The organism is Streptomyces sp. NPDC004667, from assembly GCF_040609475.1.
GTDB lineage: Bacteria > Actinomycetota > Actinomycetes > Streptomycetales > Streptomycetaceae > Streptomyces.
This window is the reverse complement of the sequence record NZ_JBEXKC010000001.1, coordinates 248,122-274,974: the sequence shown is the minus strand read 5'-3', so window position 1 is coordinate 274,974 and position 26,853 is coordinate 248,122. Positions and strand designations below refer to the sequence as shown.

The 26,853-nt window shown below is 73.6% G+C and carries 18 protein-coding genes; 12 read left to right on the top strand and 6 right to left on the bottom strand.

Features of this window, described 5'->3' with window-relative positions; all coding sequences use genetic code 11:
• Window positions 1–152 precede the first annotated feature (152 nt).
• The 6 genes from ABZW32_RS01095 to ABZW32_RS01070 all read left to right on the top strand — a co-directional run bounded on the left by ABZW32_RS01095 (window position 153) and on the right by ABZW32_RS01070 (window position 9,650).
• On the top strand, window positions 153–2,378 hold the full coding sequence (locus ABZW32_RS01095) for a glycogen debranching N-terminal domain-containing protein (protein WP_356209515.1): 2,226 nt from the start codon (window positions 153–155) through the stop codon (window positions 2,376–2,378).
• 111 nt (window positions 2,379–2,489) lie between these two features.
• Complete coding sequence (locus ABZW32_RS01090; protein ID WP_356209512.1) at window positions 2,490–3,236, top strand: NUDIX domain-containing protein; 747 nt, start codon at window positions 2,490–2,492, stop codon at window positions 3,234–3,236.
• A 158-nt stretch (window positions 3,237–3,394) separates the two neighbouring features.
• Window positions 3,395–5,545: an ATP-binding cassette domain-containing protein gene (locus tag ABZW32_RS01085; protein ID WP_356209509.1), complete on the top strand. Its 2,151-nt coding sequence runs from the start codon at window positions 3,395–3,397 to the stop codon at window positions 5,543–5,545.
• A 147-nt stretch (window positions 5,546–5,692) separates the two neighbouring features.
• Window positions 5,693–6,634, top strand: coding sequence for a FadR/GntR family transcriptional regulator (locus ABZW32_RS01080; RefSeq protein WP_356209506.1), 942 nt, complete (start codon window positions 5,693–5,695; stop codon window positions 6,632–6,634).
• A 360-nt stretch (window positions 6,635–6,994) separates the two neighbouring features.
• Entirely contained in the window at window positions 6,995–8,566 is a 1,572-nt protein-coding gene (locus ABZW32_RS01075; RefSeq protein WP_356209503.1) for an RNA polymerase sigma factor, read from the top strand.
• 229 nt (window positions 8,567–8,795) lie between these two features.
• On the top strand, window positions 8,796–9,650 hold the full coding sequence (locus tag ABZW32_RS01070; RefSeq protein WP_356209500.1) for a serine protease: 855 nt from the start codon (window positions 8,796–8,798) through the stop codon (window positions 9,648–9,650).
• Between the two features lie 198 nt (window positions 9,651–9,848).
• On the opposite strand, the gene ABZW32_RS01065 is transcribed toward ABZW32_RS01070, so the two are convergent.
• Complete coding sequence (locus tag ABZW32_RS01065; RefSeq protein WP_267032258.1) at window positions 9,849–10,085, bottom strand: hypothetical protein; 237 nt, start codon at window positions 10,083–10,085, stop codon at window positions 9,849–9,851.
• 448 nt (window positions 10,086–10,533) lie between these two features.
• Here ABZW32_RS01065 and ABZW32_RS01060 point away from each other — a divergent pair, with 448 nt between their 5' ends.
• The 3 genes from ABZW32_RS01060 (at window position 10,534) to ABZW32_RS01050 (ending at window position 14,871) form a co-directional block, all read left to right on the top strand.
• On the top strand, window positions 10,534–12,654 hold the full coding sequence (locus ABZW32_RS01060) for a DNA topoisomerase IV subunit B (RefSeq protein WP_356209497.1): 2,121 nt from the start codon (window positions 10,534–10,536) through the stop codon (window positions 12,652–12,654).
• Between the two features lie 142 nt (window positions 12,655–12,796).
• Window positions 12,797–13,282 (top strand): DUF485 domain-containing protein, encoded by a 486-nt coding sequence (locus ABZW32_RS01055; RefSeq protein WP_356209494.1) that lies wholly within the window; start codon window positions 12,797–12,799, stop codon window positions 13,280–13,282.
• Window positions 13,279–14,871 (top strand): cation acetate symporter, encoded by a 1,593-nt coding sequence (locus ABZW32_RS01050; RefSeq protein ID WP_356209491.1) that lies wholly within the window; start codon window positions 13,279–13,281, stop codon window positions 14,869–14,871. The genes ABZW32_RS01055 and ABZW32_RS01050 overlap by 4 nt, the downstream gene beginning before the upstream one ends.
• Window positions 14,872–14,875: 4 nt before the next feature.
• On the opposite strand, the gene ABZW32_RS01045 is transcribed toward ABZW32_RS01050, so the two are convergent.
• The 3 genes from ABZW32_RS01045 to ABZW32_RS01035 all read right to left on the bottom strand — a co-directional run bounded on the left by ABZW32_RS01045 (window position 14,876) and on the right by ABZW32_RS01035 (window position 18,694).
• Window positions 14,876–15,595, bottom strand: a complete 720-nt coding sequence (locus tag ABZW32_RS01045; RefSeq protein ID WP_356209488.1) for a response regulator — start codon at window positions 15,593–15,595, stop codon at window positions 14,876–14,878.
• Complete coding sequence (locus ABZW32_RS01040; protein ID WP_356209485.1) at window positions 15,592–17,208, bottom strand: sensor histidine kinase; 1,617 nt, start codon at window positions 17,206–17,208, stop codon at window positions 15,592–15,594. The genes ABZW32_RS01045 and ABZW32_RS01040 overlap by 4 nt, the downstream gene beginning before the upstream one ends.
• Before the next feature lie 235 nt (window positions 17,209–17,443).
• On the bottom strand, window positions 17,444–18,694 hold the full coding sequence (locus tag ABZW32_RS01035; RefSeq protein WP_356209482.1) for a citrate synthase: 1,251 nt from the start codon (window positions 18,692–18,694) through the stop codon (window positions 17,444–17,446).
• A 55-nt stretch (window positions 18,695–18,749) separates the two neighbouring features.
• Here ABZW32_RS01035 and ABZW32_RS01030 point away from each other — a divergent pair, with 55 nt between their 5' ends.
• The 3 genes from ABZW32_RS01030 to ABZW32_RS01020 all read left to right on the top strand — a co-directional run bounded on the left by ABZW32_RS01030 (window position 18,750) and on the right by ABZW32_RS01020 (window position 21,931).
• Entirely contained in the window at window positions 18,750–19,916 is a 1,167-nt protein-coding gene (locus tag ABZW32_RS01030; RefSeq protein ID WP_356209479.1) for a citrate synthase, read from the top strand.
• 14 nt (window positions 19,917–19,930) lie between these two features.
• On the top strand, window positions 19,931–21,088 hold the full coding sequence (locus ABZW32_RS01025; protein ID WP_356209476.1) for a GTP-binding protein: 1,158 nt from the start codon (window positions 19,931–19,933) through the stop codon (window positions 21,086–21,088).
• 72 nt (window positions 21,089–21,160) lie between these two features.
• Window positions 21,161–21,931, top strand: coding sequence for a hypothetical protein (locus tag ABZW32_RS01020; RefSeq protein ID WP_356209474.1), 771 nt, complete (start codon window positions 21,161–21,163; stop codon window positions 21,929–21,931).
• A 19-nt stretch (window positions 21,932–21,950) separates the two neighbouring features.
• On the opposite strand, the gene ABZW32_RS01015 is transcribed toward ABZW32_RS01020, so the two are convergent.
• Entirely contained in the window at window positions 21,951–24,119 is a 2,169-nt protein-coding gene (locus ABZW32_RS01015) for a restriction endonuclease (RefSeq protein ID WP_356209471.1), read from the bottom strand.
• A 102-nt stretch (window positions 24,120–24,221) separates the two neighbouring features.
• A complete protein-coding gene (locus tag ABZW32_RS01010) occupies window positions 24,222–26,678 on the bottom strand; it encodes a DNA topoisomerase IV subunit A (protein WP_356209468.1) in 2,457 nt (818 codons plus the stop codon).
• Between the last annotated feature and the right edge of the window lie 175 nt (window positions 26,679–26,853).

Sequence of the window (26,853 nt, the reverse complement as noted above, 5' to 3'; positions counted from 1 at the left end):
CGGCGCTGCGCCGCCGGCGCGGCACCCCGTGCGGGCAGCCGCCACCGGGGCCCGTGACCCGGGCGGGGGTGAGGGCGTTCAGCTGGGGGGAGGTGGGCGCCCGGCCGCGCCGCCGCCCAGCGGAACCGGCCGGAGCGCAGACAAGGCGGCACATGGCTCCCCCCGTACCTGAAACCGACTCGCCCGGGCCCCCTTCGCCCACCGCCCCGGGCAATCGCACCACAGTGGCCACAGAGGACGGACCCGATTCCCCCTCCAGGGGTCACGGGACGGGGCCGGGCGGACCGCGCTACGGCCCCCCGGTGCCGGAGGCGGTGGTGGAGCGGGTCCCCGAGGCGTCCACGGACCGCCAGGCCGACGGGCCGCACGGCCCAGAGCCGGAGACACGGCCCGCAGGACCGCCCCCGCCCCGGCAGTCCGCTGCGGGGCCCGCGCGCCGGCCCGAGTTGCCGCCGGTGCACGGCGCCGTCATCTGCGTCGCCGCGCCCTGCCTGGTCATCTCTCCCGAGCACGGCCAGCTGACCGGGCGGGGCATCGACGGCATCTACCGTGCGGGGCGGCGCCTGCTGTCACGCTGCGTCCTGCGCGTCGGCGGACGGGACCCGGTCGCCGTCCAAGCACGCAGCCTCGCCGCCGACCGGGCCTCCTTCACCGCGACCGTCCGCACCGGCATCGAGGCGGGCCCCGACCCCGACGTCGGAGTCGAGCGCGTCCGCCACGCGGACGGCACCGAGCGCATCACCCTGCGCAACTTCGCCGCCCGCCCGCTGCGCCTCCCGGTGGAGGTCTCCCTCGGCACCGACCTGGCCGAGCTCGCCGCCGTGGCGGCCGGCCGGGCCGGACCGGAACTCGCCGCCGGGGTGCACGCCGGCGGACTGCGCTGGAGCACCGGCGACGCCCTCGCCGTCACCACCGCCGAACCGGCCCCCGACGACGCCCTCGCATCGGCCGGACTGCTGCGCTGGCAGCTCGACCTGGGGCCGGGGGAGTCCCGCAGCATCGAACTGCGCACCACGCGCGACCGCTCTACCCGGGCCCCCGCCGGACAGGTCGCGAACCCGTTCTCCGCCGCTCGCGCCGAGGGGGACGACCCGAGGGCCGACGCCTGGTTCCGGACCAGCCTCGACGACCTGCGCGCACTGCTCCTGAGGGATCCCGAGGCACCCGCGGACGCCTTCGCGGCGGCCGGAGTGCCCTGGCGGCTTGGGCTGGCCCCGGCCGAGTCGCTGTGGGCCGCGCGGATGGCGCTCCCGCTCGGCACCGGGCTGGCCGCCGCCACCCTGCGGACCCTGGCCCGGAGCCAGACCGGGGGCCGCGGCCCGGAAGCGGGGAAGATCCCGGGACCGCTGCGCGCCGCGGGACCGCAGCTCCCGCCGGGGTGCACCGGCACCGAGGCCACCCTCGGCTTTCCGGCGGTGCTCGCCGAGGCGCGCAGATGGGGGCTGTCCGAGGAGGAAGTGGCCCGGCTGCTGCCCGCGGCGGAGCGCTGCCTGGGCTGGCTGCGCGGCGCGCTCGGCGAGGACGGCTTCCTGGCCGACCCCGATCCCGGGCCGCGGCGCTGCGAGACCCAGGCCCACGCGCACCGCGCCGCGCTGCTCGGCGCCGATCTGCTCGCCGACTGCGGGCGGCCCGGAGCCGCGGAATGGCGGGAGTGGGCCGCCGCCCTGCGGGAACGGTTCCGGGCCAGGTTCTGGATCGACGGCCCGGACGGAGGCCGTCCCGCCGCGGCACTGCACCCGGACGGCCGTCCGCTGCCCCGGCTGACGGGGGCCGCCGCGCACCTGCTGGACACGGGCCTGCTGGGTGGCGGGGAGTTCGCACCCGGCCTGCTGGACCCCGTCCGGACCGAACACCTCGCCCGACTGCTCGGAGCCCCGGCCATGGATTCCGGATGGGGGCTGCGCAGCATGGCCGCGCGTGAACCGGGACACAACCCCTTCGGGCACCGGTCCGGAGCGGTGCGGGCCCACGAGAGCGCCCTCGCCGTGGCCGGGCTCGCCCAGGCCGGCTTCGACAAGGAGGCCGCGGGGCTGCTGCGGGGACTGCTCGACGCGGCGGAGTCCTTCGGGTACCGCCTGCCCGAGATGTACGCGGCCGAGCAGCGGACCGCCGGCAGCGCCCCGCTCCCGCATCCCGCGGCCTGCAGGCCCGCGGCGGTGGCCGCCGCGGCGGGGATCCACGCCCTCACCACGCTCGCGGGCATCCGCCCGGACGCCCCGGCGGCGACCGTCGCCGTCACTCCACGTGCGGGCGCTCCCCTCGGTGCACTGCGCCTGTCCGGCCTGAGGGTGTCGGAGGAACCGTTCGCCGTCCGGATCAGCCGCCTCGGTGTCGGCATGGTGGAGGAGGCGGCCGATGGGCTCCAACTGCGGGGCTAGCCGCGCGCGGCCGTCCGGGCTGGTCGCGAGGATCCGGTCTGGGTTCCAGATCACCGTCTCCGGGATCACCAAAGCTCTGTTTATCGTCAGGCAGACGACTATGATCGCGGCATGTCGCCCTACGACCCGTCGGCCTTTCCGCCCTTCGCCGTCACCGTCGACCTGGTCGTGCTCACCGTGCGGCGCCACGCGCTCTGCGCGTTGGTCGTCCGAAGGGGTGAGCAGCCGTTCCAGGGCCGCTGGGCGCTGCCCGGCGGTTTCGTCCGCGGGGACGAGGACCTGGGGGCGGCCGCCGCCAGGGAACTCGCCGAGGAGACCGGGCTGTGCGCGCACGACCCGGCCGCGCCCGGCGTGGACAACGGCGCCCATCTCGAACAGCTCGCAACCTACGGGGATCCGCAGCGCGACCCCCGGATGCGGGTCGTCAGCGTGGCCCACCTGGTCCTCGCCCCCGACCTGCCCGCGCCCCGGGCCGGCGGGGACGCCAACGGCGCCCGCTGGGCGCCCGTCGACGAACTGCTGGAGGGCGCCGACCAGGCCTCCGCCGGGCTGGCCTTCGACCACGCGAGGATCCTCGCCGACGGTGTCGAGCGGGCCCGCTCGAAGATCGAGTACTCCTCCCTGGCCACCGCCTTCTGCCCGCCGGAGTTCACGGTCGGAGAGCTGCGCCGGGTGTACGAGGCGGTGTGGGGGGTGGCGCTGGACCCCCGTAACTTCCACCGCAAGGTCACCGGCACCCCCGGCTTCCTGGTGCCGGCCGGAGGGACGACGACACGCCAGGGCGGCCGCCCGGCCCAGCTGTTCAGGGCGGGCGGGGCGACCCTGCTCAACCCGCCGATGCTGCGCCCGGAAGTCTGATCCTCCCCGGGGAGGCCCCCGCCGTGCGCCGGGGCGGTTCCGTGCCGCGATCGCGGCACCGGCACGGACCGGTTGCATAGAAAATCGGACATATCGCGTTATCTTGCTTGCGGTACTCACCCTGCCGCAGAGCGGTCTCACCCCCCGCGAGAGAAGCGATGCTCCAGGCCATCGGACTCACCAGCACACCCCGTCGAGAACTCCCGCCCGTCGTGAACGACCTCACCTTCGAGGCCCGCCCGGGATGCGTGACCGCCCTGCTCGGCGAGCCGGGTTCGGGCAAGACCACCGCGCTGCGGCTGATGCTCGAACTCGAACCGGGCCGGGGCGTCACCTACTTCCGAGGCCGCCCGCTGCACCGGATCCCGCATCCGGGCCGCGAGGTCGGCGTACTCCTCGGAGACGTTCCCGGGCACCCGTCCAGGACGGTCCGCAACCAACTGCGGATGCTCAGTGCCGCCGTCGGGGTCCCCGCCTCCCGGGCGGACACCCTGATGGAGGTCGTCGGCATCGGCGGACTGCGCGACCAGCGGCTCGGCTCGCTCTCGGCCGGCATGGAGCGTCGCGTCGCCCTCGCCGCGGCGCTGCTCGCCGATCCCTGCACCCTCCTCCTCGACGAACCCGCCGCCGGGCTGCACTCCCGCGAGCGGGCCTGGCTCCACGGGCTGCTGCGCGGTCACGCCTCCCTCGGCGGGGCCGTGCTCTTCACCACCGACGACGCGAAGGAGGCCGCCCGGTACGCCGACCGGGTCGTGTCCATCGCCTCGGGCCGCCTCGTCGCGGACCAGGACGCCGCGGACTTCGCCCGCACCCGGCTGCGACCGCGGGTCGCCGTGCGGACCCCGCACGCCGCCCGGCTCGCCGACGTACTGGGGCGTGAGGCCCGCTCCGCCCACAAGGTGGTGGAGATCGTCGAGGAGAGCGGCAGCCGCCTGTCGGTGTACGGCAGCAACTGCGCCGAGATCGGCGAGGCGGCGTTCCGGCACGGAGTGCTCGTCCATCAACTCGCGGACGAGACCGGGGACGCGGGTGCGCCCGTCCCGCCGGTACCGCAGGCCCGGACCCGCGGCGGGAGCGCGGCCCGGGTGGACGTCCGGGCAGAGGTCCGGGCAGAGGTCCGGGCGGAGGTTCGGGCGGAGGCGCAGGCCCGGCAGGTGCCGGGCTCCGTGGCGGGCCTCGTGGCCGGCGCGGAGGAATCGGTCCACGGGGACCTCCGCCCGGATTCCCGCGCCGCGCTCCTCACCGGGCCGGGGTGCGCCGACCCCGGGGCCGAACCCGGCGTGACCTCCGTTCGCGTCGCGCCCCCTGGCGGCGAGGCGGCACCGGACCAGGGCCCGCCCCCGGAACCGGCCCGGTCCGCAGGGCAGGGCCCCGACGGGGGTCCGGTCCCGGACCGGCGCCCCTTCGCGGTCGTCGATGCCGCTCCGGCCGGGGGCCCCGATGTGTCCGGGTACCCCGGCCCGGGAGGGGGCGGCGGGTCGCGTCGTGCCCGTTCCGGGCGGGGCTCCTCCGGGCTGCGGCGGGTGCGACGGGTGGGCGGCCCGCTGTGGCCGCTGCGCTACGAGCTCCGCCGGGTGTTCGGCACGGCCACCCCACTGCTGACCGCCGCCCTCGTCGTCACCGTCTCCGTGCTCACCTCCCTGGTGCTGGCGCGCGCGGGCCACACCCCCCGGAGCCGACTGCTCGCCGCCTGGCCGGAGCTCTTCCCGCTGCCGCCCGCCGCGCTCGGGGCCGGGCTGCTCGGCTCCCTGGCCTTCGGTGAGGAGTACCGCTACCCCGCCCTCGCGGCCGACCGGGGCACCGTGCCCCGGCGGCTGGGGCTGCTCACCGCCAAACTCGCCGTCTGCGCCGCCCTCGCCCTGGCCCTCGGCACCCTCACGGTCGCCGCCGACGCCGCGGCGCTCCGGATCGTCTTCGGCGGCTCCGGGCCGCTGAGCCCGCCGGCGGAATGGCTCTCCCCCGCGGCGAGTTGGGCAGGACTCCTCGTCGGCTGCGGCTGGGCCGGGGTCCTCGCCGCCGGGGTGTTCCGCGCCGCGTCCGTGGGCTTCGCGGCGGTGCTCGCCGTGCCGGTGGCCGTCGTACCGCTGGTGCGCGAGGTCCTCGACGGGCCGTCCGCGTACCCGGTGACCGGCATCGCCTCCCGCCTGCGCGGCCTGGCCTGGTCGCCGTGGCCGCCGGAGGCGGACCGGATCGTGCTGGGGGCCCTTCGGGTGATGGTCCAACCCGTGGGCACCGCACTGGTGTTGTCGCTGATGGTCCTGTTGTGCGCCTATGCGTTCACAGGACTGCGCGGGAGGGTCCGTTGGTGATCGTTCCGGTGCGTGAGGCGACTTCGCCGGGACCGTAGAAGTCCAGATCGGGCCGGATCACCCGAAGCGGACCGCAACTCCCCGCAAAAGGCCCGGTTCTTTACGATAAGTCGTCAATTGCGTAGGTGGCACCGATCACCCTTTCGTGTGCTTTTCACCAAAGACCTCAAGGGCGATGGAGGCGAGGCCGACAAAGGATTCGTGAGTACCCTTGCGCACGCCATGATGACCGCCGCCCGCCATGCCGACACCGGCCTCGCCGGCTCGGGCGAACTCGACCGCTACCCCTACCCGGAGGCCTCCGGGTCCGACCGGGTCGGACCGCCCCACTGGGACGGGGGCGACGTCGAGCTGAGCCGCGTCGGCCGCCGGGCGGCAGGCAGCCGCGGGCGCGGTCTGCACGGCCAACTCGTCCAGCAGCTCGGCCAGATGATCGTTTCGGGCGACCTCGGCGCGGACCGGCCCCTGGTCCCCGAGGAGATCGGCCAGCGCTTCGAGGTCTCCCGCACGGTCGTCCGTGAATCCCTGCGCGTCCTGGAGGCCAAGGGCCTCGTCAGCGCCCGTCCCAACGTGGGCACCCGGGTCCGGCCCGTCGCCGACTGGAACCTGCTCGACCCCGACATCATCGAGTGGCGCGCCTTCGGGCCCCAGCGCGACGACCAGCGCCGCGAGCTCAACGAGCTCCGCTGGACGATCGAGCCGCTGGCCGCCCGCCTCGCGGCCGGCCACGGCCGCGCGGACGTCCAGCAGCGCCTCGCCGACATGGTCGAGATCATGGGGCACGCCCTCGGGCAGGGCGATGCGATCACCTTCGCGCGCGCCGACAACGAGTTCCACGCACTGCTGATCCAGGTCGCCGGCAACCGCATGCTGGAGCACCTGTCGGGCATCGTCTCCGCCGCCCTCCAGGTCTCCGGCAGTCCCGTCACCGCCTGCGACCGTCCCAGCGAGACCTGCGTCGCGCACCACGCGCGGATGGTCGAGGCGCTCGCGGCCGGTGACGCGACGGGTGCAGAGAACGCCATGCGTCAGCTCCTGACGGTGCATCCGGAGGTCGAGCGCGTGGTCCCCGCCCCGCGCGAGCACTGAGGCGCCGACGCGCGGGGGCGCGGGGGTGCACACCGGTCGCCGGGCCCGTTTCGGGCCCGGCGACTCCGGCGTCCGGGGGCCTTCCCGGGGCCTCCGCGGGCGTGCGTACGGCCACGGGACGGGCACGCACGGGAACCGGATGTGATTCGGGCCACGAAGATTGGGCGTAACGCTCCGCGACGTCACGCGATGACGTAAGAGGTGATGGCCGACGGAGGGAAGACAGCAGCCCTTGGGGGTGCTGTGCAGCTCCCCGGCCCCTGCCCGCGCCCCCGGCCCATCCCCAGTCGGTGGTCGTCGGCTCCGGTCCAGCACCAGGCCGGGGTCGGAAGCCGTTCCCATCGTTCCGAGAGGTTGTTCGTGTCGGCCAGCACATCCCGTACGCTCCCGCCGGAGATCGCCGATTCCGAGTCTGTGATGGCGCTCATCGAGCGGGGCAAGGCCGAGGGGCAGATCGCCGGCGATGACGTGCGTCGGGCCTTCGAGGCTGACCAGATTCCTGCGACCCAGTGGAAGAATGTTCTGCGCAGCCTCAACCAGATCCTTGAGGAAGAGGGTGTGACACTGATGGTCAGTGCCGCGGAGTCGCCCAAGCGCACCCCCCGCAAGAGCGTCGCGCCGAAGAGCCCCGCCAAGCGGACGGCGACCAAGACCGTCGCGGCGAAGACGGCGGCCCCTCCGGCCGCGGCCGGCATCGTCGCGGACACCGGAACGGCGGAGCCGGACACCACCGACGCCTTGGCCGAAGAGCCCGTGGCCGAACCCGTCGCGAAGAAGACCCCCGCCCGGAAGACGGCCGCGAAGAAGGCCGCTCCCGCGAAGAAGACCGCGGCGAAGAAGACGGCGGCGAAGAAGACCGCCGCCAAGAAGGACGCGGACGAGGACGGCGAGGAGACCGCGGACGAGGGCCCCGACGCCCCGAAGGCCGAGGCCGAGGAGGAAGAGGAGGGCGGGGAGAACAAGGGCTTCGTCATCTCGGACGACGAGGACGACGCCCCCGCCCAGCAGGTCGTCGTGGCCGGCGCCACCGCCGACCCCGTCAAGGACTACCTCAAGCAGATCGGCAAGGTCCCGCTGCTCAACGCCGAGCAGGAGGTCGAGCTCGCCAAGCGCATCGAGGCGGGCCTGTTCGCCGAGGACAAGCTGGCCAACTCCGACAAGCTGGCGCCCAAGCTCAAGCGCGAGCTGGAGATCATCGCCGAGGACGGCCGCCGCGCCAAGAACCACCTGCTGGAGGCCAACCTCCGCCTCGTGGTCTCCCTGGCCAAGCGCTACACGGGCCGCGGCATGCTCTTCCTGGACCTGATCCAGGAGGGCAACCTGGGTCTGATCCGCGCCGTGGAGAAGTTCGACTACACCAAGGGCTACAAGTTCTCCACGTACGCGACCTGGTGGATCCGGCAGGCGATCACCCGCGCCATGGCCGACCAGGCCCGCACCATCCGCATCCCCGTGCACATGGTCGAAGTGATCAACAAGCTCGCCCGCGTGCAGCGCCAGATGCTCCAGGACCTCGGCCGCGAGCCCACCCCGGAGGAGCTGGCCAAGGAACTCGACATGACCCCGGAGAAGGTCATCGAGGTCCAGAAGTACGGCCGCGAGCCGATCTCCCTGCACACCCCGCTCGGCGAGGACGGCGACAGCGAGTTCGGTGACCTCATCGAGGACTCCGAGGCGGTCGTCCCGGCCGACGCCGTCAGCTTCACGCTCCTGCAGGAGCAGCTGCACTCGGTCCTCGACACCCTGAGCGAGCGCGAGGCCGGCGTGGTCTCGATGCGGTTCGGCCTCACCGACGGCCAGCCCAAGACCCTCGACGAGATCGGCAAGGTCTACGGGGTCACCCGCGAGCGCATCCGCCAGATCGAGTCCAAGACCATGTCGAAGCTGCGCCACCCGTCCCGGTCCCAGGTCCTGCGCGACTACCTGGACTGACCGGAACTGCCGAAGGGCCCGGGGCGGCCGGTCCGGGCCCGGTACGCGTGCGCCCCGGGCCGGCCCGACCGGACTGCCGAGCGGATCCGGAGCGGATCCGGACCGGGCCCGTACCGGATCTCCACCGGCCGGGGGCGCGGGGGCCCGTGACGGTGGCCGCGCGGGTGCGCCCGGCCACCGGGCGACCCACTCTGGGTGTAGTCATGCACACTCAGAGTCAGGAGGCCTCATGCGTCGTCCCTTTGCCCGTGCTCTGGCGGGCGCGCTGACCCTGGTGGCGGGAGCGGCCGTGCTGCCGCTGGCCCAGGCCCCGGGGGTGGCCGCGGACAGCGTGGTCATAGGCGGGAAGCCGGTGAACGTGGCCGACAGCCCGTGGGTCGTGGCCCTCGCCAGCCGTGACCGGTTCGGGGGTACCCGGGACGGGCAGTTCTGCGGGGGCGTCGTCGTCGCCCCGACCACGGTGGTGACCGCGGCCCACTGCCTGGGCCGGCAGGTGCTGGGCGGGACGGTCGAATCCGTCACCGACTTCCGCGTGATCACCGGACGTACGGAGCTGCGCGCCGACGAGGGCCGCGAGATCGCGGTGCGCGCCGCCCGGGTGAACCCGGCCTACGACCCCGGGAGCAACGCCGGGGACCTGGCCGTACTGGAACTGGCCGAGGCCGTTCCGGCGCAGTACGTGCTCCCCATGGCCGAGGACGGCCATCCCGCGTACGCCGCGGGCACCGACGCGGCCGTGTACGGCTGGGGCGACACGAGCGGCTTCGGGGACTACGCGTACGGGCTGCGGGCGGCCCAGGTCACCGTGCTGGCCGACGACGTCTGCCGGCGGGCGTACCCCGGGGACTCGGACGGTCAGTACCGGGCCGACTCCATGGTGTGCGCCGGGGACCGGGACGGCGGCAAGGACGCCTGCCAGGGGGACAGCGGGGGTCCGCTGGTGGCCCGGGGGAGGCTGATCGGGCTGGTGTCGTGGGGGCGCGGCTGCGGGCGCGCCGACAGTCCGGGCGTGTACACCCGGATCGCCCCGTTGGTCGGATTCGTGAGCGGCACCGAGAGGGCCGCGCGGCCCGGCGGGGCGTAGGAGGCCGCACCGGGTGTCCGGAGGGGCTCCAGGGGGCCCGTACGGCCCCGCAGGGGGGTGTGGGGGCGTACGGGCCGACCCGTACGCCCGGGAAGTGCCTCGGATATGAGGACGGGCGGCGTCCCTGGGTCTCAGAGATGCCGCCCGTCGACCGGCCTGGCCGGTCCTGGCTCGTCGGATGCGAGGTTAGGCCTTGTGTCAGCGGTCCTCGGTGTCGGCAGCGCTAGCGGCCGGAGCGGACGTGAGCCGCTCGGTCTCATCCTGTATTTCCGCGGCGATCTTCTTGAGTTCCGGCTCGAACTTACGCCCGTGGTGGGCGCAGAAGAGCAGTTCACCACCGCTCAGGAGGACGACGCGCAGATATGCCTGGGCGCCGCAACGGTCGCATCGGTCAGCGGCCGTCAGCGGGGTCGCGGGTGTCAGAACAGTAGTCACGTCGCCTCTTCTCTAGCTCGACGAGCTGTCGTACCAGGGTCAACATCCAACCAGGCCGAAAACGTTCCCGCTCGCGGCTTTTCCTCGAAACTTCCTTCCGAAGCTGGCCGGCTGCTGCCGGTTGGCGGCGAAGGAGCCGTATTGCGTTGCTTTACGGTTTCGCGTTGTCAGTCGTTCGCTGTGTAGCAGTTCCCGTCCTCCCCGGCGTGAGTGCCGGTTGTGCATGAGGACGTGCCCGAACCCTAAATGGTTCATGCCTGGAAGGGAACGTGATGTTTGCTTCACCCTCACGGGGGATCGAACACCCGTGCGGATCTGCACTAGGCTGAGGAAGCGACGAGGGTGGCGTTGCATCGGCTCTACCAGGCCTCGGTACCCTCTGACCGGCAGCCGAGCCACCCCTGCGCCCGACCGGGCCAGAAAAGAAATTCAGCGAGGAGCGAACTGCGTGACCGCCGACACGTCCGTGCCTTCCAGCGCGCTGCTGTCCGGAGCAGACCGGGACGGTTCCAACTACACCGCGCGGCACCTGCTCGTCCTCGAAGGCCTTGAGGCCGTTCGCAAGCGCCCCGGCATGTATATCGGCTCCACCGACAGCCGAGGCCTGATGCACTGCCTCTGGGAGATCATCGACAATTCCGTCGACGAGGCCCTGGGCGGCTACTGCGACCACATCGAGGTGATCCTCCACGAGGACGCCTCGGTCGAGGTCCGCGACAACGGCCGAGGCATCCCGGTGGACGTCGAGCCCAAGACCGGCCTGTCCGGGGTCGAGGTCGTCATGACCAAGCTGCACGCGGGCGGAAAGTTCGGCGGCGGCTCGTACGCCGCCTCCGGCGGTCTGCACGGCGTCGGCGCCTCCGTGGTCAACGCCCTCTCGGCCCGCCTCGACGTCGAGGTCGACCGGGGCAGCTCCACCCACGCCGTCAGCTTCCGCCGCGGCGTCCCCGGGTTCTTCACCGAGCAGGGCCCCGACAGCCCCTTCGATCCGGCCGGCGGCCTGCGCAAGGTCAAGCGCATCCCCAAGGGCCGCACCGGCACCCGGGTCCGCTACTGGGCGGACCGGCAGATCTTCCTCAAGGACGCCCGCCTCGGCCTGGAGACGCTGTACCAGCGCGCCCGCCAGACGGCCTTCCTCGTGCCCGGCCTGACCATCGTGGTCCGCGACGAGCGGGCCATAGACGGCGCCGGCAAGACCGAGGAGACGTTCCGCTTCGACGGGGGCATCAGCGAGTTCTGCGAGTACCTCGCCCAGGACAAGGCCGTCTGCGACGTGCTGCGCCTGACCGGCACGGGCACGTTCAAGGAGACCGTCCCGGTCCTCGACGACCGCGGCCACATGACCCCGACCGAGGTCACCCGCGAGCTGGGCGTGGACATCGCCCTGCGCTGGGGCACGGGGTACGAGACCAACCTCAAGTCCTTCGTGAACATCATCGCCACCCCCAAGGGCGGTACCCACGTCTCCGGCTTCGAGCGCTCGGTCGCCAAGACCGTCAACGAGGTCCTGCGCTCGGCGAAGCTGCTGCGCGTCGCCGAGGACGACGTGGTCAAGGACGACGCGATGGAGGGCCTGACGGCCGTCGTCACCGTGCGCCTCGCCGAGCCGCAGTTCGAGGGCCAGACCAAGGAGGTCCTCGGCACCTCCGCCGCGACGCGCATCGTCGCCGCCGTCGTCGCCAAGGAGCTCAAGGCCTTCCTGACCTCCACCAAGCGCGACGACAAGCAGCAGGCCCGCGCCGTGATGGAGAAGATCGTCGCGGCCGCGCGGACCCGTATCGCGGCCCGCCAGCACAAGGAGGCGCAGCGCCGCAAGACCGCGCTGGAGTCCTCCTCGCTGCCGGCCAAGCTGGCCGACTGCCGCAGCGACGACGTGGACCGCAGCGAGCTCTTCATCGTCGAGGGGGACTCGGCCCTCGGTACGGCCAAGCTCGCCCGGAACTCCGAGTTCCAGGCCCTGCTGCCGATCCGCGGCAAGATCCTCAACGTCCAGAAGTCCTCGGTCTCGGACATGCTCAAGAACGCCGAGTGCGGAGCGATCATCCAGGTCATAGGGGCCGGCTCGGGCCGTACCTTCGACCTCGACGCCGCCCGTTACGGCAAGATCGTCCTGCTCGTCGACGCCGATGTGGACGGCGCGCACATCCGGTGCCTGCTGCTGACGCTCTTCCAGCGGTACATGCGGCCCATGGTCGAGGCGGGCCGGGTCTTCGCGGCCGTCCCGCCGCTGCACCGCATCGAGCTGGTCCAGCCCAAGCGGGGCCAGGACAAGTACGTGTACACGTACTCGGACAACGAGCTGCGCCAGACCCTGCTGGAGTACCAGCGCAAGAACATCCGGTACAAGGACGCCATCCAGCGCTACAAGGGCCTCGGCGAGATGGACGCGGACCAGCTCGCGGAGACCACCATGGATCCCCGCTTCCGCACCCTGCGCCGGATCAACATCGGCGACCTGGACTCCGCCGAGCAGGTCTTCGACCTGCTCATGGGCAACGAGGTGGCCCCGCGCAAGGAGTTCATCACCAGCTCGGCGGCCACCCTGGACCGCTCGCGCATCGACGCCTGACCCGGACGCGGTTCCGGCACACCGGCGCTCTTCCCTCCATCACCTGAAGGAGTGAAGAGCGCCGGACATCAGTCCTGAAAACGACCATCGAGCACATCCTTGTGGACACGCGGCCAATGCGGCGGCGGACAAGGAGAGTTCGGTGGACAAGCACGACGGTCGTGATGCCGGAACGATCCGGCTGGACGACCCCTGGTACGACGCGCCGGCCGTGGGCTGGGGCGAGGGCGGGGAGACGTCCCCGTCCCGTCCGGACACCGCGGGCCGGACCGCGTCCGGCGCATCCGACATCTACCTCGAAGTGCAGCGGAGCGCCGCCTTCCAGGAGGTCCGCAGCCGCTACCGCAGGTTCGTCGTCCCCGCGACCGCCGGGTTCTTCCTCTGGTACGTCGCCTACGTGGTCGCCGCCACCACGGCGCCCGGGCTGATGGCCCGGCCCGTCTTCGGCCCGGTGAACGTGGCCCTGCTCGCGGGGCTCGGGCAGTTCCTGAGCACCTTCCTGCTGACCTGGGCCTACGCCCGCCACGCCCGCCTCAGGCGGGACCGGGCCGCACTCGACCTGCGCTGGACGGTCTTCGAGCAGGAACGCGACCAGGAGCGGACCGGCGCCCGGGGGGAGGGCCGGTGAACAGCGAGCACCAGACCCTCGCGCTGATCCTGTTCAGCGTCTTCATCGCCGTCACGCTCGGCATCACCACCTGGGTCAGCCGCAACCGGCACGGCTCGGCCGAGGAGTTCTACGCGGGCGGGCGACTCTTCTCTCCCATGGAGAACGGTTTCGCCATCGCCGGCGACTACATGTCCGCCGCCTCCTTCCTGGGGATCTCCGGCCTGATCGCCCTGTTCGGGTACGACGGCCTGCTGTACTCCGTCGGCTTCCTCGTGGCCTGGCTGCTGGTCCTCTTCCTGGTCGCCGAGCTGGTGCGCAACTGCGGCCGCTTCACCCTCGCCGACGTGGTCGCCGCCCGGATGAGCCGGCGGCCCGTACGGATCGCCGCGGGGATCTCCTCCGTCGTGGTCTCGGTGCTCTACCTGGTCGCGCAGATGGTCGGGGCGGGCAGCCTGGTGGGGCTGCTGCTCGGCGGCTCGGGCGCCGCGGCGAGGACGCTCACCGTGATCGGCGTGGGCGCCCTGATGGTGGTCTACGTGTCCTTCGGCGGGATGAGGGCCACCACCTGGATCCAGATCGTGAAGGCCGTACTCCTGATGGGCGGGGCGATCACCCTGACCGTGCTGGTCCTGCTGCGCTTCCACGGGAACTTCGGCCAGCTGCTCACCAGCGCCGCCGATCGCAGCGGGTACGGCGCGCGCTTCCTGGGCCCCGGCCTCCGGTACGGGGGCGACTGGACCGCCCGCGTCGACTTCATGAGCCTCGGGCTCGCCCTGGTCCTGGGCACGGCGGGGCTGCCGCACATCCTGTCCCGCTTCTACACCGTGCCGACGGCGCGGGCGGCCCGCCGGTCGGTGGTCTGGGCGATCGGGCTGATCGGCGGCTTCTACCTGATGACCATCGTGCTGGGCTTCGGGGCCGCGGCCCTGCTCGGCCCGGACCGGGTGCGGGCCTCCAACGCCTCCGGGAACACCGCCGTACCGCTGCTCGCGGCCTTCCTCGGCGGGGGCGCGGAGTCCACCGGGGGCGCGGTGCTCTTCGCGTTCGTGGCCGCCATCGCCTTCGCGACCATCCTCGCCGTGGTCGCCGGGATCACCCTCGCCTCGTCCGCCTCCGTCGCGCACGACCTCTACGCCTCCCTCAAGCGGCGGCACGCCCGGCAGCGCAGCGAGGTCGCCGTGGCGCGCGCCGCGGCCGTGGGGATCGGGGCGGTGGCGATCGGCCTGGGGCTGGTCGCCCAGGACCTGAACGTCGCCTTCCTGGTGGGGCTGGCCTTCGCGGTGGCGGCCTCGGCGAACCTGCCGGTGCTGCTGTACTCGCTGTTCTGGCGGGGGTTCACGACGCGGGGGGCGGTCTGGTCGGTGTACGGGGGGCTGGTCCCGGCGGTGCTGCTGGTCGTCCTGTCGCCGGTGGTCTCGGGGAGTCCCGAATCGCTGTTCCCCGGTGTGGACTTCCAGTACTTCCCGCTGCAGAACCCGGGGATCGTCTCCATCCCGCTCGGCTTCCTCGCGGGCTGGCTGGGGACGGTCACCTCGGGTGAGGAGCCGGACGAGCGCAGGCACGCGGAGACGGAGGTGCGCTCCCTGACCGGGGCCGGCGCCGTGTGAGTCCTCAGGGGCCCGCCGAGGGGTCCGCCGTGGGGAGCCACGCGTAGCGGTGCTCCGGGCGGCCGGTCTCGCCGTAGCGCAGGGCCAGGGAGACGCGGCCGGCGCGGTCCAGGAGCTTCAGGTAGCGCTGGGCGGTCTGGCGGCTGATGCCGGCGCGGTCGGCGACCTGCTGGGTGGACAGGGGGCCTTCGGCGGTGCGCAGGACCTGGCGCACCAGCTCGGCGGTGGTGGGGGAGTGGCCCTTGGGGAGCTCGTTCGGAGTGCCCGCCGCGGCCAGGGCGCCGAAGATCCGGTCCACCTCGGCCTGCTCGGCCTCGCCGCCGCCGGAGAGGGAGCGGCGCAGGGCGGCGTAGGCCTCCAGCCTGGCGCGCAGTCCGGTGAAGGCGAACGGTTTGACCAGGTACTGGAGGGCGCCGAGCCGCATGGCCGCCTGGACGGTGGCCAGGTCCCGGGCGGCCGTGACCATGATCACGTCGGTGTGGTGGCCCAGCTGGCGCATGCGGCGCACCAGGTCGAGGCCGTTCTCGTCCGGCAGGTAGTGGTCCAGGAGGACCAGGTCCACGGGCCGGGTGGTGAGGAACTCCAGGGCCTCGGCCGCCGAGTGGGCCCGGCCGGCCACGCGGAACCCGGGAACCCTGTCCACGTACGCCTCGTTGATCCGGGCGACGCGCACGTCGTCGTCGACGACCAGTACGGCCAGCTCACCGCTCGGGGTCCCGTTCACCGCAGGGCCTCCGGGAGCACGACGGAGAACTCCGCCCCTCCGTCCGAGGCTTCCCCGGCCCGCGCGCTGCCGCCCTGCCGCTCCGCCAGGCGGCGTACGAGGGCGAGTCCGAGGCCGCGTTCGCGGTGGGCCTCGGGCTGCTTGGTCGACCAGCCCTCGGTGAAGATCTCCTCGTGGCGCCCGGCAGGGACGCCCGGGCCGCTGTCGCGCACCCGCAGCACGGCGGTGCGGCCCTCGGCGCGGAGGTCGACCTCCACCATGGGCGCGGCGGAGCCCGCCGTCGCGTCCAGGGCGTTGTCCACCAGATTGCCGAGGATCGTGACGAGGCCTCCCGGGTCCACCAGGCGGTCGGGGAGGAAAGCGGTCGGAGCCAGCCGCAGCGGGACGCCCCGTTCCGCGGCGACGGTGGCCTTGCCGACCAGCAGTGCGGCCAGCAGGGGGTCGTGGACCTTCTCGGTGACCTGTTCGGCGGTGCTGCGGTGCACTCCCGCGACCTCGTTCACGAAGGCGACGGCTTCCTCGTGCAGTTCCAGTTCGAGCAGGCCGAGGAGGGTGTGGAGGCGGTTGGCGTGCTCGTGGTCCTGGGCGCGCAGGGCATCGATCAGGCCCTTCGTGGAGTCCAGCTCGCGGCTCAGGTGCTCCACCTCGGTACGGTCGCGCAGGGTGGCGACCGCGCCGCCGTCGGCGGTCGGCATCCGGTTGGCGACCAGGACCCGCGGGCCCTGGACGGTGAGCAGGTCGCGTCCGGTGACGCGGCCGGCGAGGACGTCGCTGGTGCGGCCCGGGCCGAGGAGCTCGTCGAGCGGGCGCCCGGCGAGGGTGCGGGCGGTGTCCGGGGAGAGCCCCAGCAGCCGGGCGGCCTCGTCGTTGACGAGCCGTACGCGGTCGTCGCCGTCGAGGGCGATCACGCCCTCGCGGATGGAGTGCAGCATGGCCTCGCGTTCCGCGAGGAGACCGGCGATGTCGGAGAACGCGAGGTCGCGGGTCTGCCGCTGGATCCGGCGGGACAGCAGGTAGGCGGCGAGCGCACCGGCGGCCAGCGCTCCGCCGGCGTAGGCGAGCAGTCCGGGGATGGCGCCGAGGAGCCGGTCGCGCACGCTGTCGTAGGGGATGCCGACGGAGACGGCGCCGACGATCTCGCCGTCGGCGGCGACCAGGGGGACCTTGCCGCGGGCCGAGCGGCCGAGGGTGCCCTCGTCGATCTCCATGACGTCGTGTCCCGCCAGGGCGTCGCCGGGGTCGGTGGAGACGGGCAGCCCGATGCGGTCGGGGCTGGGGTGGGAGCGGCGGATGCCCTTCAGGTCCATGACGACCACGTACTCGGCTCCGGTGGCGCTGCGGATCCGCTCCGCCGCCGCCTGTACGGGGGTGTCCGGGGACGGCCCCGACCTCAGGAGGTCGGAGGCCAGGGACGGGTCCGCCGCCGCGCTCTGGGCGATGGCCAGCGCGCGGCGCATGGCCTGGTCGTCCAGCTGGGCGCTGAGCGGGGCCAGGAAGAGCCCGGTGGCCAGCACGAGGACCCCGGCGGCGATGGCCAGCTGGGTGAGCAGGATCTGCGAGACGGCCCGTCGGGGCAGCCCGAGGCGTCGGGCACTCGCGGGGAGGAACCGCATGACCAGTAACCGTAGGTCGGCGACGGCGTAAGCGGAATGCCTGGGTTCTCCCTGTGTGGGTGGCGGCGGGTGCGGGGGCCGTCGGGCGCGGGCCCGCTCCCACGGTGCGCTGCGGCCGAAGCGGGTGTTGTCGGCGCTCGCCCTTGCCGGGGGACCGGGTGATCCGGTGTTGCGGGCCGGTGCGCTCGCCACGCTGGTCAAGCAGCCGGACGCCGACCGGGAGTGGGAGGAACCGTCACGGCAGTGGCCTGGGCGGCCGGGGGCCGTCGTAGTGGCCGCTCGGCCGCATGCGCAGGGGCCGCTCCTGGTACTCCTCCAGCGCGTGTGCGATCCAGCCCGCCGTCCGGGCCACCGCGAACACCGTTTCCCCCGCCTCGGCGGGCATGGCGCAGGACACCGTCAGCACCGCGAGGGCCAGGTCCACGTTCGGGTGCAGTCCGTGCCGGGCCATCACGGTGGCCACGTCCCGGGCCGCGCCCAGCGCCGGACCGGCCTGGGGGAGCCCCTCCAGCCGGTCGAACAGGGCCCGCGCCCGTGGATCCTCCCCCCGGTACAGGCGGTGGCCGAGGCCGGGTACCCGCCGCCCGGCGCGCAGGTGGTCCGCCACCACCGGCGCGGCGCCGCCCCGTTCCAGGACCTCCGTCAGCATCCGGTGCGCGAGCCGACCGGCCGCCCCGTGCAGGGGGCCCTCCAGCGCGCCCAGCCCGGCCGAGACCACCGCGTACGGATGGGCCCGCGCCGAGGCGGCCACCCGCACCGCGAGGGTGGAGGCGGCCAGGTCGTGGTCGACCAGCAGCGCCAGCGCCAGGTCCAGCACGTCCAGGGCCGCCGGGTCGGGGTCCACGGCCGTCAGCCGGGACCACAGCTCCCAGGCGAGCCGCCCGTCCCCGACGCGGGCCGGGGCGGCCTCCGGCAGGGCGCCGACCAGCGTCGGCACCAGGCTGCGCGCCGAACCGAGCACGGCCTCCCCGGACAGGTCGAAGCGCAGCGGGTCCGCCACCGCCGCCGCCGTGACGGCGACCCGGAGCCGGTCCAGGGGGCCGCTGTGCACCGGGAGGGCGGCCACCGCACGCCGGGCCGCGGCGAGCGCCTCCGGGGGAGCGGCGAACCGGGCCCCGTGCGGCAGGCTCCCCGTCCACAGCCACTCGGCGACCTCCTCGTAGGCGTACCGCGAGGCCAGCTCGACGGCGTCCACGCCCCGGAAGAAGTACCGGTCGGCCTCGATGAGGGTGAGCGAGGTGCGGACGGAGAGCTCCCCGGGCGGGCCCGCCGCCTCACGGCGGCTCCGCCGGGCCAGCGCCTCCACCTCGCGCGCGTCGAAGCTGCTGCCCCGGCCGACCGGATCGCGGCGGCTGCTGAGCTGGCCGCGGCTGACGTAGGCGTACACGGTGGCCGGCTTCACCCCCAGGAGGCGGGCGGCCTCCTGGGTCGTGAGCCGCCGCGTCCCCTCGGCGGCGGGAAGGTCGTCGGCTGCGCGATCAGACATGACACACAGCCTACATACATTGATTTAATCAACATTGACAAGGATCGAGTCAAGGATGGATGGTCGATTCATGAACACCACCGTCGAAGTACCCCGCGGTCTCGCGGGAGTCGTGGTCACCGAGACGCAGCTCGGTGACGTCCGGGGCCTGGAAGGCTTCTACCACTACCGCCAGTACTCGGCCGTCGAGCTCGCCGAGAACCGCACCTTCGAGGACGTCTGGCACCTGATGTTCCGCGGCGCGCTGCCCGCCGACCGTGCCGCGCGGGACGCCTTCGCCGCCGAGATCGCGCCGCTGCGCCACCTGCCCGCCGACGTCCGGGACGCCCTGCCGGCCCTCGCCCGCGCCACCGCCGCCTCCGGGCCGCTCGCCGGGCTGCGCACCGCCCTCTCACTGCTCGGCGCCACCGCCGGCTTCCGCCCGGTCTACGACCTCACCCCCGAGGCCCGCGCCGCCGACGCGCTCGCCGCCTGCGCCGCCGTGCCGACGCTGCTCACCGCCCTGTACCGGCTGGGCCGCGGCCTGGAGCCGGTGGAGCCGCGCGACGACCTCCCGTACGCCGCCAACCACCTCTGGATGCTCACCGGCGAGGAGCCCGACCCGGTCCGGGCCCGCGCCGTCGAGCGGTACCTCGTCTCCACGGTCGACCACGGCTTCAACGCCTCCACCTTCACCGCCCGCGTGATCGCCTCCACCGGCGCGGACGTCGCGGCCTGCCTGACCGGTGCGATCGGCGCGCTCTCCGGACCGCTGCACGGGGGCGCGCCCAGCCGGGCCCTGGACACCCTCGACGCCATCGGCACGGTGGAGCGGATCGGGCCGTGGATCCGGGAACGGGTGCTCGCCGGGGACCGGATCATGGGCTTCGGGCACCCCGTCTACCGCACCGAGGACCCGCGCTCCCGGATGCTTCGGGGGATCGCCCGGGACTTCGGCGGGCCGCTCGTGGACTTCGCCGTGGAGGTCGAGCGGCAGGTGGAGGAGATCCTCGCCGAACTCAAGCCGGGCCGCGAGCTGCACACCAACGTGGAGTTCTACGCGGGCGTGGTCATGGAGCTGTGCGGGCTGCCGCGCGAGATGTTCACCCCCACCTTCTGCGCGGCCCGGGTGGTCGGCTGGAGCGCGAACATCCTCGAACAGGCCGCCGACCCGAAGATCATCCGGCCGGCCGCGCGCTACGCCGGCCCGACCCCGCCCCGGCCGGTCCCCCCGCTGGGCTGACTACGATCGTCCGGGTGAACAGCAGGCAGCCCGCTCCCCCCGCCCGGACCGTTCCGGTCGTCGTCCTCTCCGGATTCCTCGGTTCCGGCAAGACCACCGTGCTCAACCATCTGCTCGCCCACCGCGCGGGGACCCGGATCGGGGTCGTCGTCAACGACTTCGGGTCGATCGAGATCGACGCGATGTCCGTGGCCGGACAGGTCGGCGACTCGATGGTCTCGCTCGGCGGCGGCTGCCTGTGCTGCGCGGTCGACGGCAGCGAACTGGACGCGTACCTGGAGAAGCTCGCCGCACCCGTCCACCGGATCGACGTGATCGTCATCGAGGCCAGTGGGCTCGCCGAGCCTCAGGAGATGGTCCGGATGCTCGTGGCCAACGAGAATCCGGCCGTCCGCTACGGCGGCCTGGTGCAGGTCGTCGACGCGGCCGAGTTCGACGCGACCCGGGCCGCGCACCCCGAGACCGACCGCCACCTGGCCGTCGCCGACCTCGTCGTGCTGAACAAGACCGACCGCGTGGACGCAGCCGAACGGGCCCGCGTCGAGGGGGAACTCGCCGCGCTCTGCGCCCCGGGCATCCCCGTGGTCGGTGCCGAGCACGGGCGGATCGACCCGGAGCTGCTCTTCGACCGCCGGCCCTGGTCGCGGACCCGGGGGCAGCTCTCCTTCGAGGACCTGCTCGCGGAGGCCGCGGAACACGAGCACACCGACGGGCAGGACCACCACGGGCACCTGCACGCGGCCTACGAGGCGGTCGAGTTCACCTCGCACGGGGCGCTCTCCCCGCGCCGGCTCATCGACTTCCTCGACCGCCGCCCGGCCGGCCTCTACCGGATCAAGGGCTTCGTCTGGTTCGGCGTCCCCGGCCACCAGGAGCGCTACGAGGTCCACTCGGTCGGCCGCTTCCTGTGCTTCGCCCCCGGCCCCTGGGGGCGGGGGGAGCCGCGCCGGACGCAGCTGGTCCTGATCGGCTCCGCCCTCGACGGCCCCGGGCTGCTGCGCGAGCTGGCCGACTGCGAGGAGGCGGACCCGCGGAACACGCCGCCGGAGAGCATGTGGGGCGTGCTGCGCTACGTGGACCGGGCCGGGGACGCGGCGTACGCGGACGCGGCGTACGCGGACGCGGCAGACACGGACGCCGGAACGGAAGGGAACTCCGGACCCGGCGAGTGAGCCCGACCCGACGGCCGGTCCGGTCCGGTCCGCGCCCTTACGCCCGCCGGATGTTGCTGGGACGCTGGGCGGATGGGCGCGGACGGGGAACACCGGCGGCTCGCGGGCCGGGCGGGGACATGGACCGGGATCTGGACGGCCGTGTGGGCGGTGGCCCTCACCGGCGTCTTCACCGGGCTGGCACGGCTGTTCATGCTGTGGGACCTGCACACCAGGGCCGACTCCGGCCTGTCGCGCGTCCAGGGACTGGCCTGGATGTACCTCGCGCTGGCCGTGATCGTCGGCTTCGGCCTCCTTGCGGCCTCCCCGGGGCTGAGCCCACGGGGGGTCCGGACGGCCGGGGTCGCCGCCGGGGTGCTCTACGTCGGGACGGTCACGCTGGCGTACGGCTGGTCGGCGCGGGCCGCCGACGAGATCCTGCGCGACCGGGGGGTGGCGTACCCGGCCGTGGTCACCGCCGCCTGGACCCGCGGGAACCCCGACACGGGGGAGGTCTACCTGGCGGACGTCCGGCTGGAGGACGGCCGGACCCTCACCCTCGCCGCGTCGCCGAGCTTCTTCCGCGGGGCCGAGTGGGCCCGGGAACACCCGGTGGGCGCCGCGTCCGAGGTGACCCTGGACCCGGAGGGCGTGGCCCAGCCGCGGTTCGGGCCGCCGCCGACGGGCGCCGCCGTGGGCTGGCCGGCCGCCGGGGCCGGCACCGTGGCCGCGGCCTCCCTGGCGGCGGCCCTCCCCCTGGGCGCCCGTACCGCGGCCCGCCACGCCCGGCGGGCCGGGGGACCGGAGCCCCGGGACGCGGTTCCCGAGGACCACGCGTACCGGGGCGGTCGACCCGGAGCCTGACCCCGGCCCCAGGCCCGCGTCACGCCACTTCGACCCCGTAGTCGCGCAGCAGGTCCTCCAGACCGCCGCGGTAGCCCTTGCCGCCGATCACGAACTTCCAGTCGCCGTTCGGGCGGCGCCGGAAGGAGCCGAGGACCAGGGCCGTCTCGCCCGCCCTGCCGTCCGAGACCTCCAGCTGGTCGATCTCCCCTCCGGCCGCGTCCAGCAGCCGGATCCGGGCGTCGGTGAAGCCCGCCAGGTCCGCGTCGGGATCGGCCTCCGGGTCGATCGCGGCGACCAGGACCAGGCGGTCGGCACGCTGGGGCAGGGCGTCGAAGCCGACCTCGACGGCGGCCTTGTCGGGCGCCGTGTGCGGCCGGGACCGCACCGAACCGTCCGGGGTCCGCGGGTTGTTGAAGAACACGAAGTGGTCCTCGCTCAGCACCCGGTCGCCCTCGCAGACCAGCGCGCACACGTCGAGCGCGACCCGGCCCGACCAGTACATCCCCAGTACGTTGCGGTCGGCCGCCACGGGTGGCGGTTCCAGGGGCAGGGCCGGGACGGTGTCGGCGGACGGATCCGAGCTCCGCGCAGCAGCCCCCGCCTCCCGTCGGTTCCCCCGCGGGGCCGGTACGGAGGCCTCCCGGGTGCTCCCGCCCAGCCGCCCCCGCAGCCCGTACCGGTGCAGCAGCTCGACCAGTTCGGCCCCGGGAACCAACTCCAGCGGCTTGTCGTTGGCAAAGGTGTACGACCCGGGCCCGAAGGACGCGGTGGTGACCAGCACCCCCTTGTTCGCCCCCTTGTCCTGGACCGTGCCGTACAGATCACGCACGGCCGTCGGCGGCACCGTGTTCCGGTAGCGCTTGACCTGCACCACGATCCGCCCGCCCCGGATCGGGGCCGGGTCCAGCGCCTCGACGTCCACACCCCCGTCGCCGGACCGCTGCGTGGTGACCGCCTCCATGCCCATCGCCCGGAACAGCTCCGCCACCAGGTCCTCGAAGGCGATCGGGTCCATCACGAAGAGGTCGGGCTCCTCCCCGCCGTCCGCGTGCCCACCGTGGCTGACGACCCCGCCGGCGCCGCCGACCTCGCCCGGCCTGCGGCCCGCCCGAACGGCCGTCAGCTGGTCCGGCCGCGCCGACAACTGCCCGCGCAGGCCGTCCGTCAGACAGTCCACGGCGCTCACCTGCTCCAGCCGCAACCCGGAGAAGGCGGCGTGCTGGGCCTGCACGGTCGTCAGGACGAGCTGTGCCTCCCGGCCGGTCACGGGATCGTGGTCGTCCACGAACCCGTTGACGACCACCGACTCCAGGGCACCGAACTCGTCCGCCGCGTACACCTCGCGCAGCACCAGCAGCACGCACTGGGCCAGCAGGTCCCGGTAGAGCGCCCGGCGCTGGGTCGCCGGCCGGGCGGTCTCCTTGTCCTGGTCCGTGCCCGCCACGTACCGCACGGACTTCGTCTCCGGCACGGCCTCGTACCGGGGCAGCTCCCAGTCCAGCACGAGCTGCCGCGCCGCCGGGTCGTACGCCGCCGAGACCTGGCGGGGCAGCTCCTCGGGCCAGGCCGTGGAGGCGTACAGCGCCGCCGAGAAGTACTCCACCGCCGCCTCGGGATCTCCCGCGCGCAGCGCGTCGGCCAGTTCGGTGAGACCGCCGTTGTGGCGGCGGATCCCGGCGAGCTGCTCCGCCGCCCACCGGTCGTACTGCTGCCGGTACGCGGCCAGCTGCCGCAGCCGCTCCTGCTCCGCGGCGTGCGCGGCCTGCCACGCCTGCGTGTACCGGTCGTGGGCCTCCCGCTCGGCCTGGGCGCGACGCCCCGAGCCGAGCGTCCAGCCGCTGCTCTGCTGCTGGAACTGGTGCAGCTGGGGCATCGGCACCGGGTGGGCGAGGGTGCCGGGGTTGAAGGCTTCGAGCCGCTCGTCGCGGACCAGGGAGGTCATCCGGAACGCCGGTGCCCGGCAGCCGGTGGCCAGCAGCCCCTGCAGGGCGGCGACCTCGGCTTCGAGCTGCTCGGTGCGCCGCCGGGCCTCGGCCTCGCGGTGCTGTTTGTAGGCGGCCTGCTGCTCCCGCCGGTCCCGGGCGACGTCCCGCTCGTAGGCCCGCTGCCGGCGCTCGGCCTCGCGCTGCTGGATCAACTGCGTCCGCTGCTGCTGCCGCTGGGCCTCCGCCCAGACCCCGATCAACCCGCTCGACCGACGACTCATCAGCTCTGATCTCCCCCCACCCGCGTGTACGGGGAAAACAGTAGTCGGGTCGCGGGGCGGGCGGTCCGGTATCCGCACGGACCGCCCGCCCCGCACCTGCCGCTACAGCGCCGCGCCCGCCAGTGCCTGGACGTCGGCCGGCAGCGGGGCGCCCGAGCCGTCGCGGCGCGGGTCGACCGTCGGCAGCGCGGCCGGAGTGCCGTTCGCCGAGGCGGCGCGGACCGGGGCGTTGCCCGCCCAGGCCAGCACCAGCAGGTCCTCGCCCTTCAGGAACCGCTGGCAGCGCACACCACCGGTGGCGCGCCCCTTGCGCGGGTACTGGTCGAACGGGGTGAGCTTGCCGGAGCGCACCGAGTCGTCCAGGGTGCCGTGCGAGCCCGCCACGCTGAACACCACGGCGTCCCGCGCCGGGTCCACCGCCGAGAAGTGGATCACCTTGGCGTTCTCGGAGAGCTTGATGCCCGCCATACCGCCCGCCGGGCGGCCCTGCGGGCGCACCTGGCCCGCCGGGTAGCGCAGCAGCTGGGCGTCGTCGGTGATGAAGACCAGGTCCTCCTCGCCGGTGCGCAGTTCGACCGCGCCGACGATCCGGTCGCCGTCCTTGAGGGTGATGACCTCCAGCTCGTCCTTGTTGGCCGGGTAGTCCGGCACGACCCGCTTGACCACGCCCTGCTCGGTGCCCAGGGCCAGACCCTGCGAGGACTCGTCCAGCGAGGTCAGGCAGATCACCGTCTCGTCGGCCTCCAGCCCGGAGACGAACTCCGCGACCGGGGCGCCGCCCGCCAGGTTCGGCGCGGCGTGGGTGTCCGGGAGCTGCGGCAGGTCGATCACCGACAGCCGCAGCAGGCGCCCGTAGGAGGTCACCACGCCCACGTCGGCCCGCGCGGTGGCGGCCACCTGCGAGACGATCAGGTCGTGCTTGGCGCGGGAGCCGCCCTCCTCCTCGGGCAGCGGGTCGGCGTTGGCCGTACGGGCCAGCAGACCGGTGGACGACAGCAGCACCCGGCAGGGGTCGTCGGCGACCTCCAGCGGGACCGCGGCGACCGCCGTGCCCGCCGACTCCAGCAGCACGGTGCGGCGCTCGGTGCCGAACTTCTTCGCGACGGCGGCGAGTTCGCCGGAGACCAGCTTGCGCAGCTCGCTGTCCGAGTCGAGGATCCCGGTCAGCTCGTCGATCTCGCCCGTCAGCCGGTCGCGCTCGGACTCCAGCTCGATCCGGTCGAAGCGGGTGAGGCGGCGCAGCGGGGTGTCGAGGATGTACTGGGTCTGGATCTCGCTCAGGGAGAAGCGCTCCATCAGGCGCTCCTTGGCCTGCGCGGAGTTGTCGCTGTCCCGGATGATCCGGATGACCTCGTCGATGTCGACCAGGGCCACCAGCAGGCCCTCGACCAGGTGCAGGCGGTCGCGCCGCTTGCCGCGGCGGAACTCGCTGCGGCGCCGCACGACCTCGAAGCGGTGGTCGAGGTAGACCTCCAGCAGTTCCTTGAGGCCCAGCGTCAGCGGCTGGCCGTCGACCAGCGCGACGTTGTTGATGCCGAAGGACTCCTCCATCGGCGTCAGCTTGTACAGCTGCTCCAGCACGGCCTCCGGGTGGAAGCCGTTCTTGATCTCGATGACCAGGCGCAGGCCGTGCGAGCGGTCGGTGAGGTCCTTGACGTCGGCGATGCCCTGGAGCTTCTTCGAGCCGACCAGGTCCTTGATCTTCGCGATGACCTTCTCGGGGCCGACCGTAAAGGGCAGTTCGGTGACGACCAGGCCCTTGCGGCGCGGGGTCACGTCCTCCACGGCGACGGTGGCGCGGATCTTGAACGTGCCGCGACCGTTCTCGTAGGCGTCCTTGATGCCCGAGAGGCCCACGATCCGTCCGCCCGTGGGCAGGTCGGGACCCGGAACGAAGCGCATCAGCGCCTCCAGGTCGGCCTCCGGGTAGCGGATCAGGTGGCGGGCGGCCGCGATGACCTCGCCCAGGTTGTGCGGGGCCATGTTCGTGGCCATGCCGACGGCGATCCCGGAGGCGCCGTTGACCAGCAGGTTCGGGTAGGCGGCGGGGAGGGCGACGGGCTCGCGCTCCTGGCCGTCGTAGTTGGCGGTGAAGTCGACGGTGTCCTCGTCGATCGACTCCGTCATCAGCGACGTTGCGTCGGCCATCTTGCACTCGGTGTAACGCATCGCGGCCGGCGGGTCGTCGTTGCCGAGCGAGCCGAAGTTGCCGTGGCCGTCGACCAGCGGCAGCCGCATCGAGAAGGGCTGGGCCATGCGCACGAGGGCGTCGTAGATCGAGGCGTCACCGTGCGGGTGCAGCTTGCCCATGACCTCGCCGACGACACGGGCGCACTTGACGTACCCGCGGTCGGGGCGCAGGCCCATCTCGTTCATCTGGTAGACGATGCGCCGGTGCACCGGCTTCATGCCGTCCCGGGCGTCGGGCAGGGCCCGGGAGTAGATCACGGAGTACGCGTACTCAAGGAAGGAGCCCTGCATCTCATCGACGACGTCGATGTCGAGGATCTTCTCCTCGAAGTCCTCCGGCGGCGGGGTCTTCGTGCTGCGGCGGGCCATCGCTGCGCGGCTCCTTAACCATGGTTCGGGGTGTACGGGTGCCCGGACGGGTCCGTCCGGGCGGGTGTCGACGCGGACCATTGTGGCCCGAGGCACCGACAACGCCGACTCCGACCCCGGGGACACCCCGGACGGAGTCCGGGGGCGGGACCCGGGAACTTCTCCGGTGGCCGAC

What these genes read in the sequence shown, in the direction of transcription:
- ABZW32_RS01035 (WP_356209482.1), bottom strand. Translation starts at nt 18,694, where the DNA reads ATGTCTGATCGCGCAGCCGACGACCTTCCCGCCGCCGAGGGGACGCGG.
- ABZW32_RS01070 (WP_356209500.1), top strand. Translation starts at nt 8,796, where the DNA reads ATGCGTCGTCCCTTTGCCCGTGCTCTGGCGGGCGCGCTGACCCTGGTG.
- ABZW32_RS01030 (WP_356209479.1), top strand. Translation starts at nt 18,750, where the DNA reads ATGGATGGTCGATTCATGAACACCACCGTCGAAGTACCCCGCGGTCTC.
- ABZW32_RS01020 (WP_356209474.1), top strand. Translation starts at nt 21,161, where the DNA reads ATGGGCGCGGACGGGGAACACCGGCGGCTCGCGGGCCGGGCGGGGACA.
- ABZW32_RS01085 (WP_356209509.1), top strand. Translation starts at nt 3,395, where the DNA reads ATGCTCCAGGCCATCGGACTCACCAGCACACCCCGTCGAGAACTCCCG.
- ABZW32_RS01010 (WP_356209468.1), bottom strand. Translation starts at nt 26,678, where the DNA reads ATGGCCCGCCGCAGCACGAAGACCCCGCCGCCGGAGGACTTCGAGGAG.
- ABZW32_RS01040 (WP_356209485.1), bottom strand. Translation starts at nt 17,208, where the DNA reads ATGCGGTTCCTCCCCGCGAGTGCCCGACGCCTCGGGCTGCCCCGACGG.
- ABZW32_RS01095 (WP_356209515.1), top strand. Translation starts at nt 153, where the DNA reads ATGGCTCCCCCCGTACCTGAAACCGACTCGCCCGGGCCCCCTTCGCCC.
- ABZW32_RS01090 (WP_356209512.1), top strand. Translation starts at nt 2,490, where the DNA reads ATGTCGCCCTACGACCCGTCGGCCTTTCCGCCCTTCGCCGTCACCGTC.
- ABZW32_RS01015 (WP_356209471.1), bottom strand. Translation starts at nt 24,119, where the DNA reads ATGAGTCGTCGGTCGAGCGGGTTGATCGGGGTCTGGGCGGAGGCCCAG.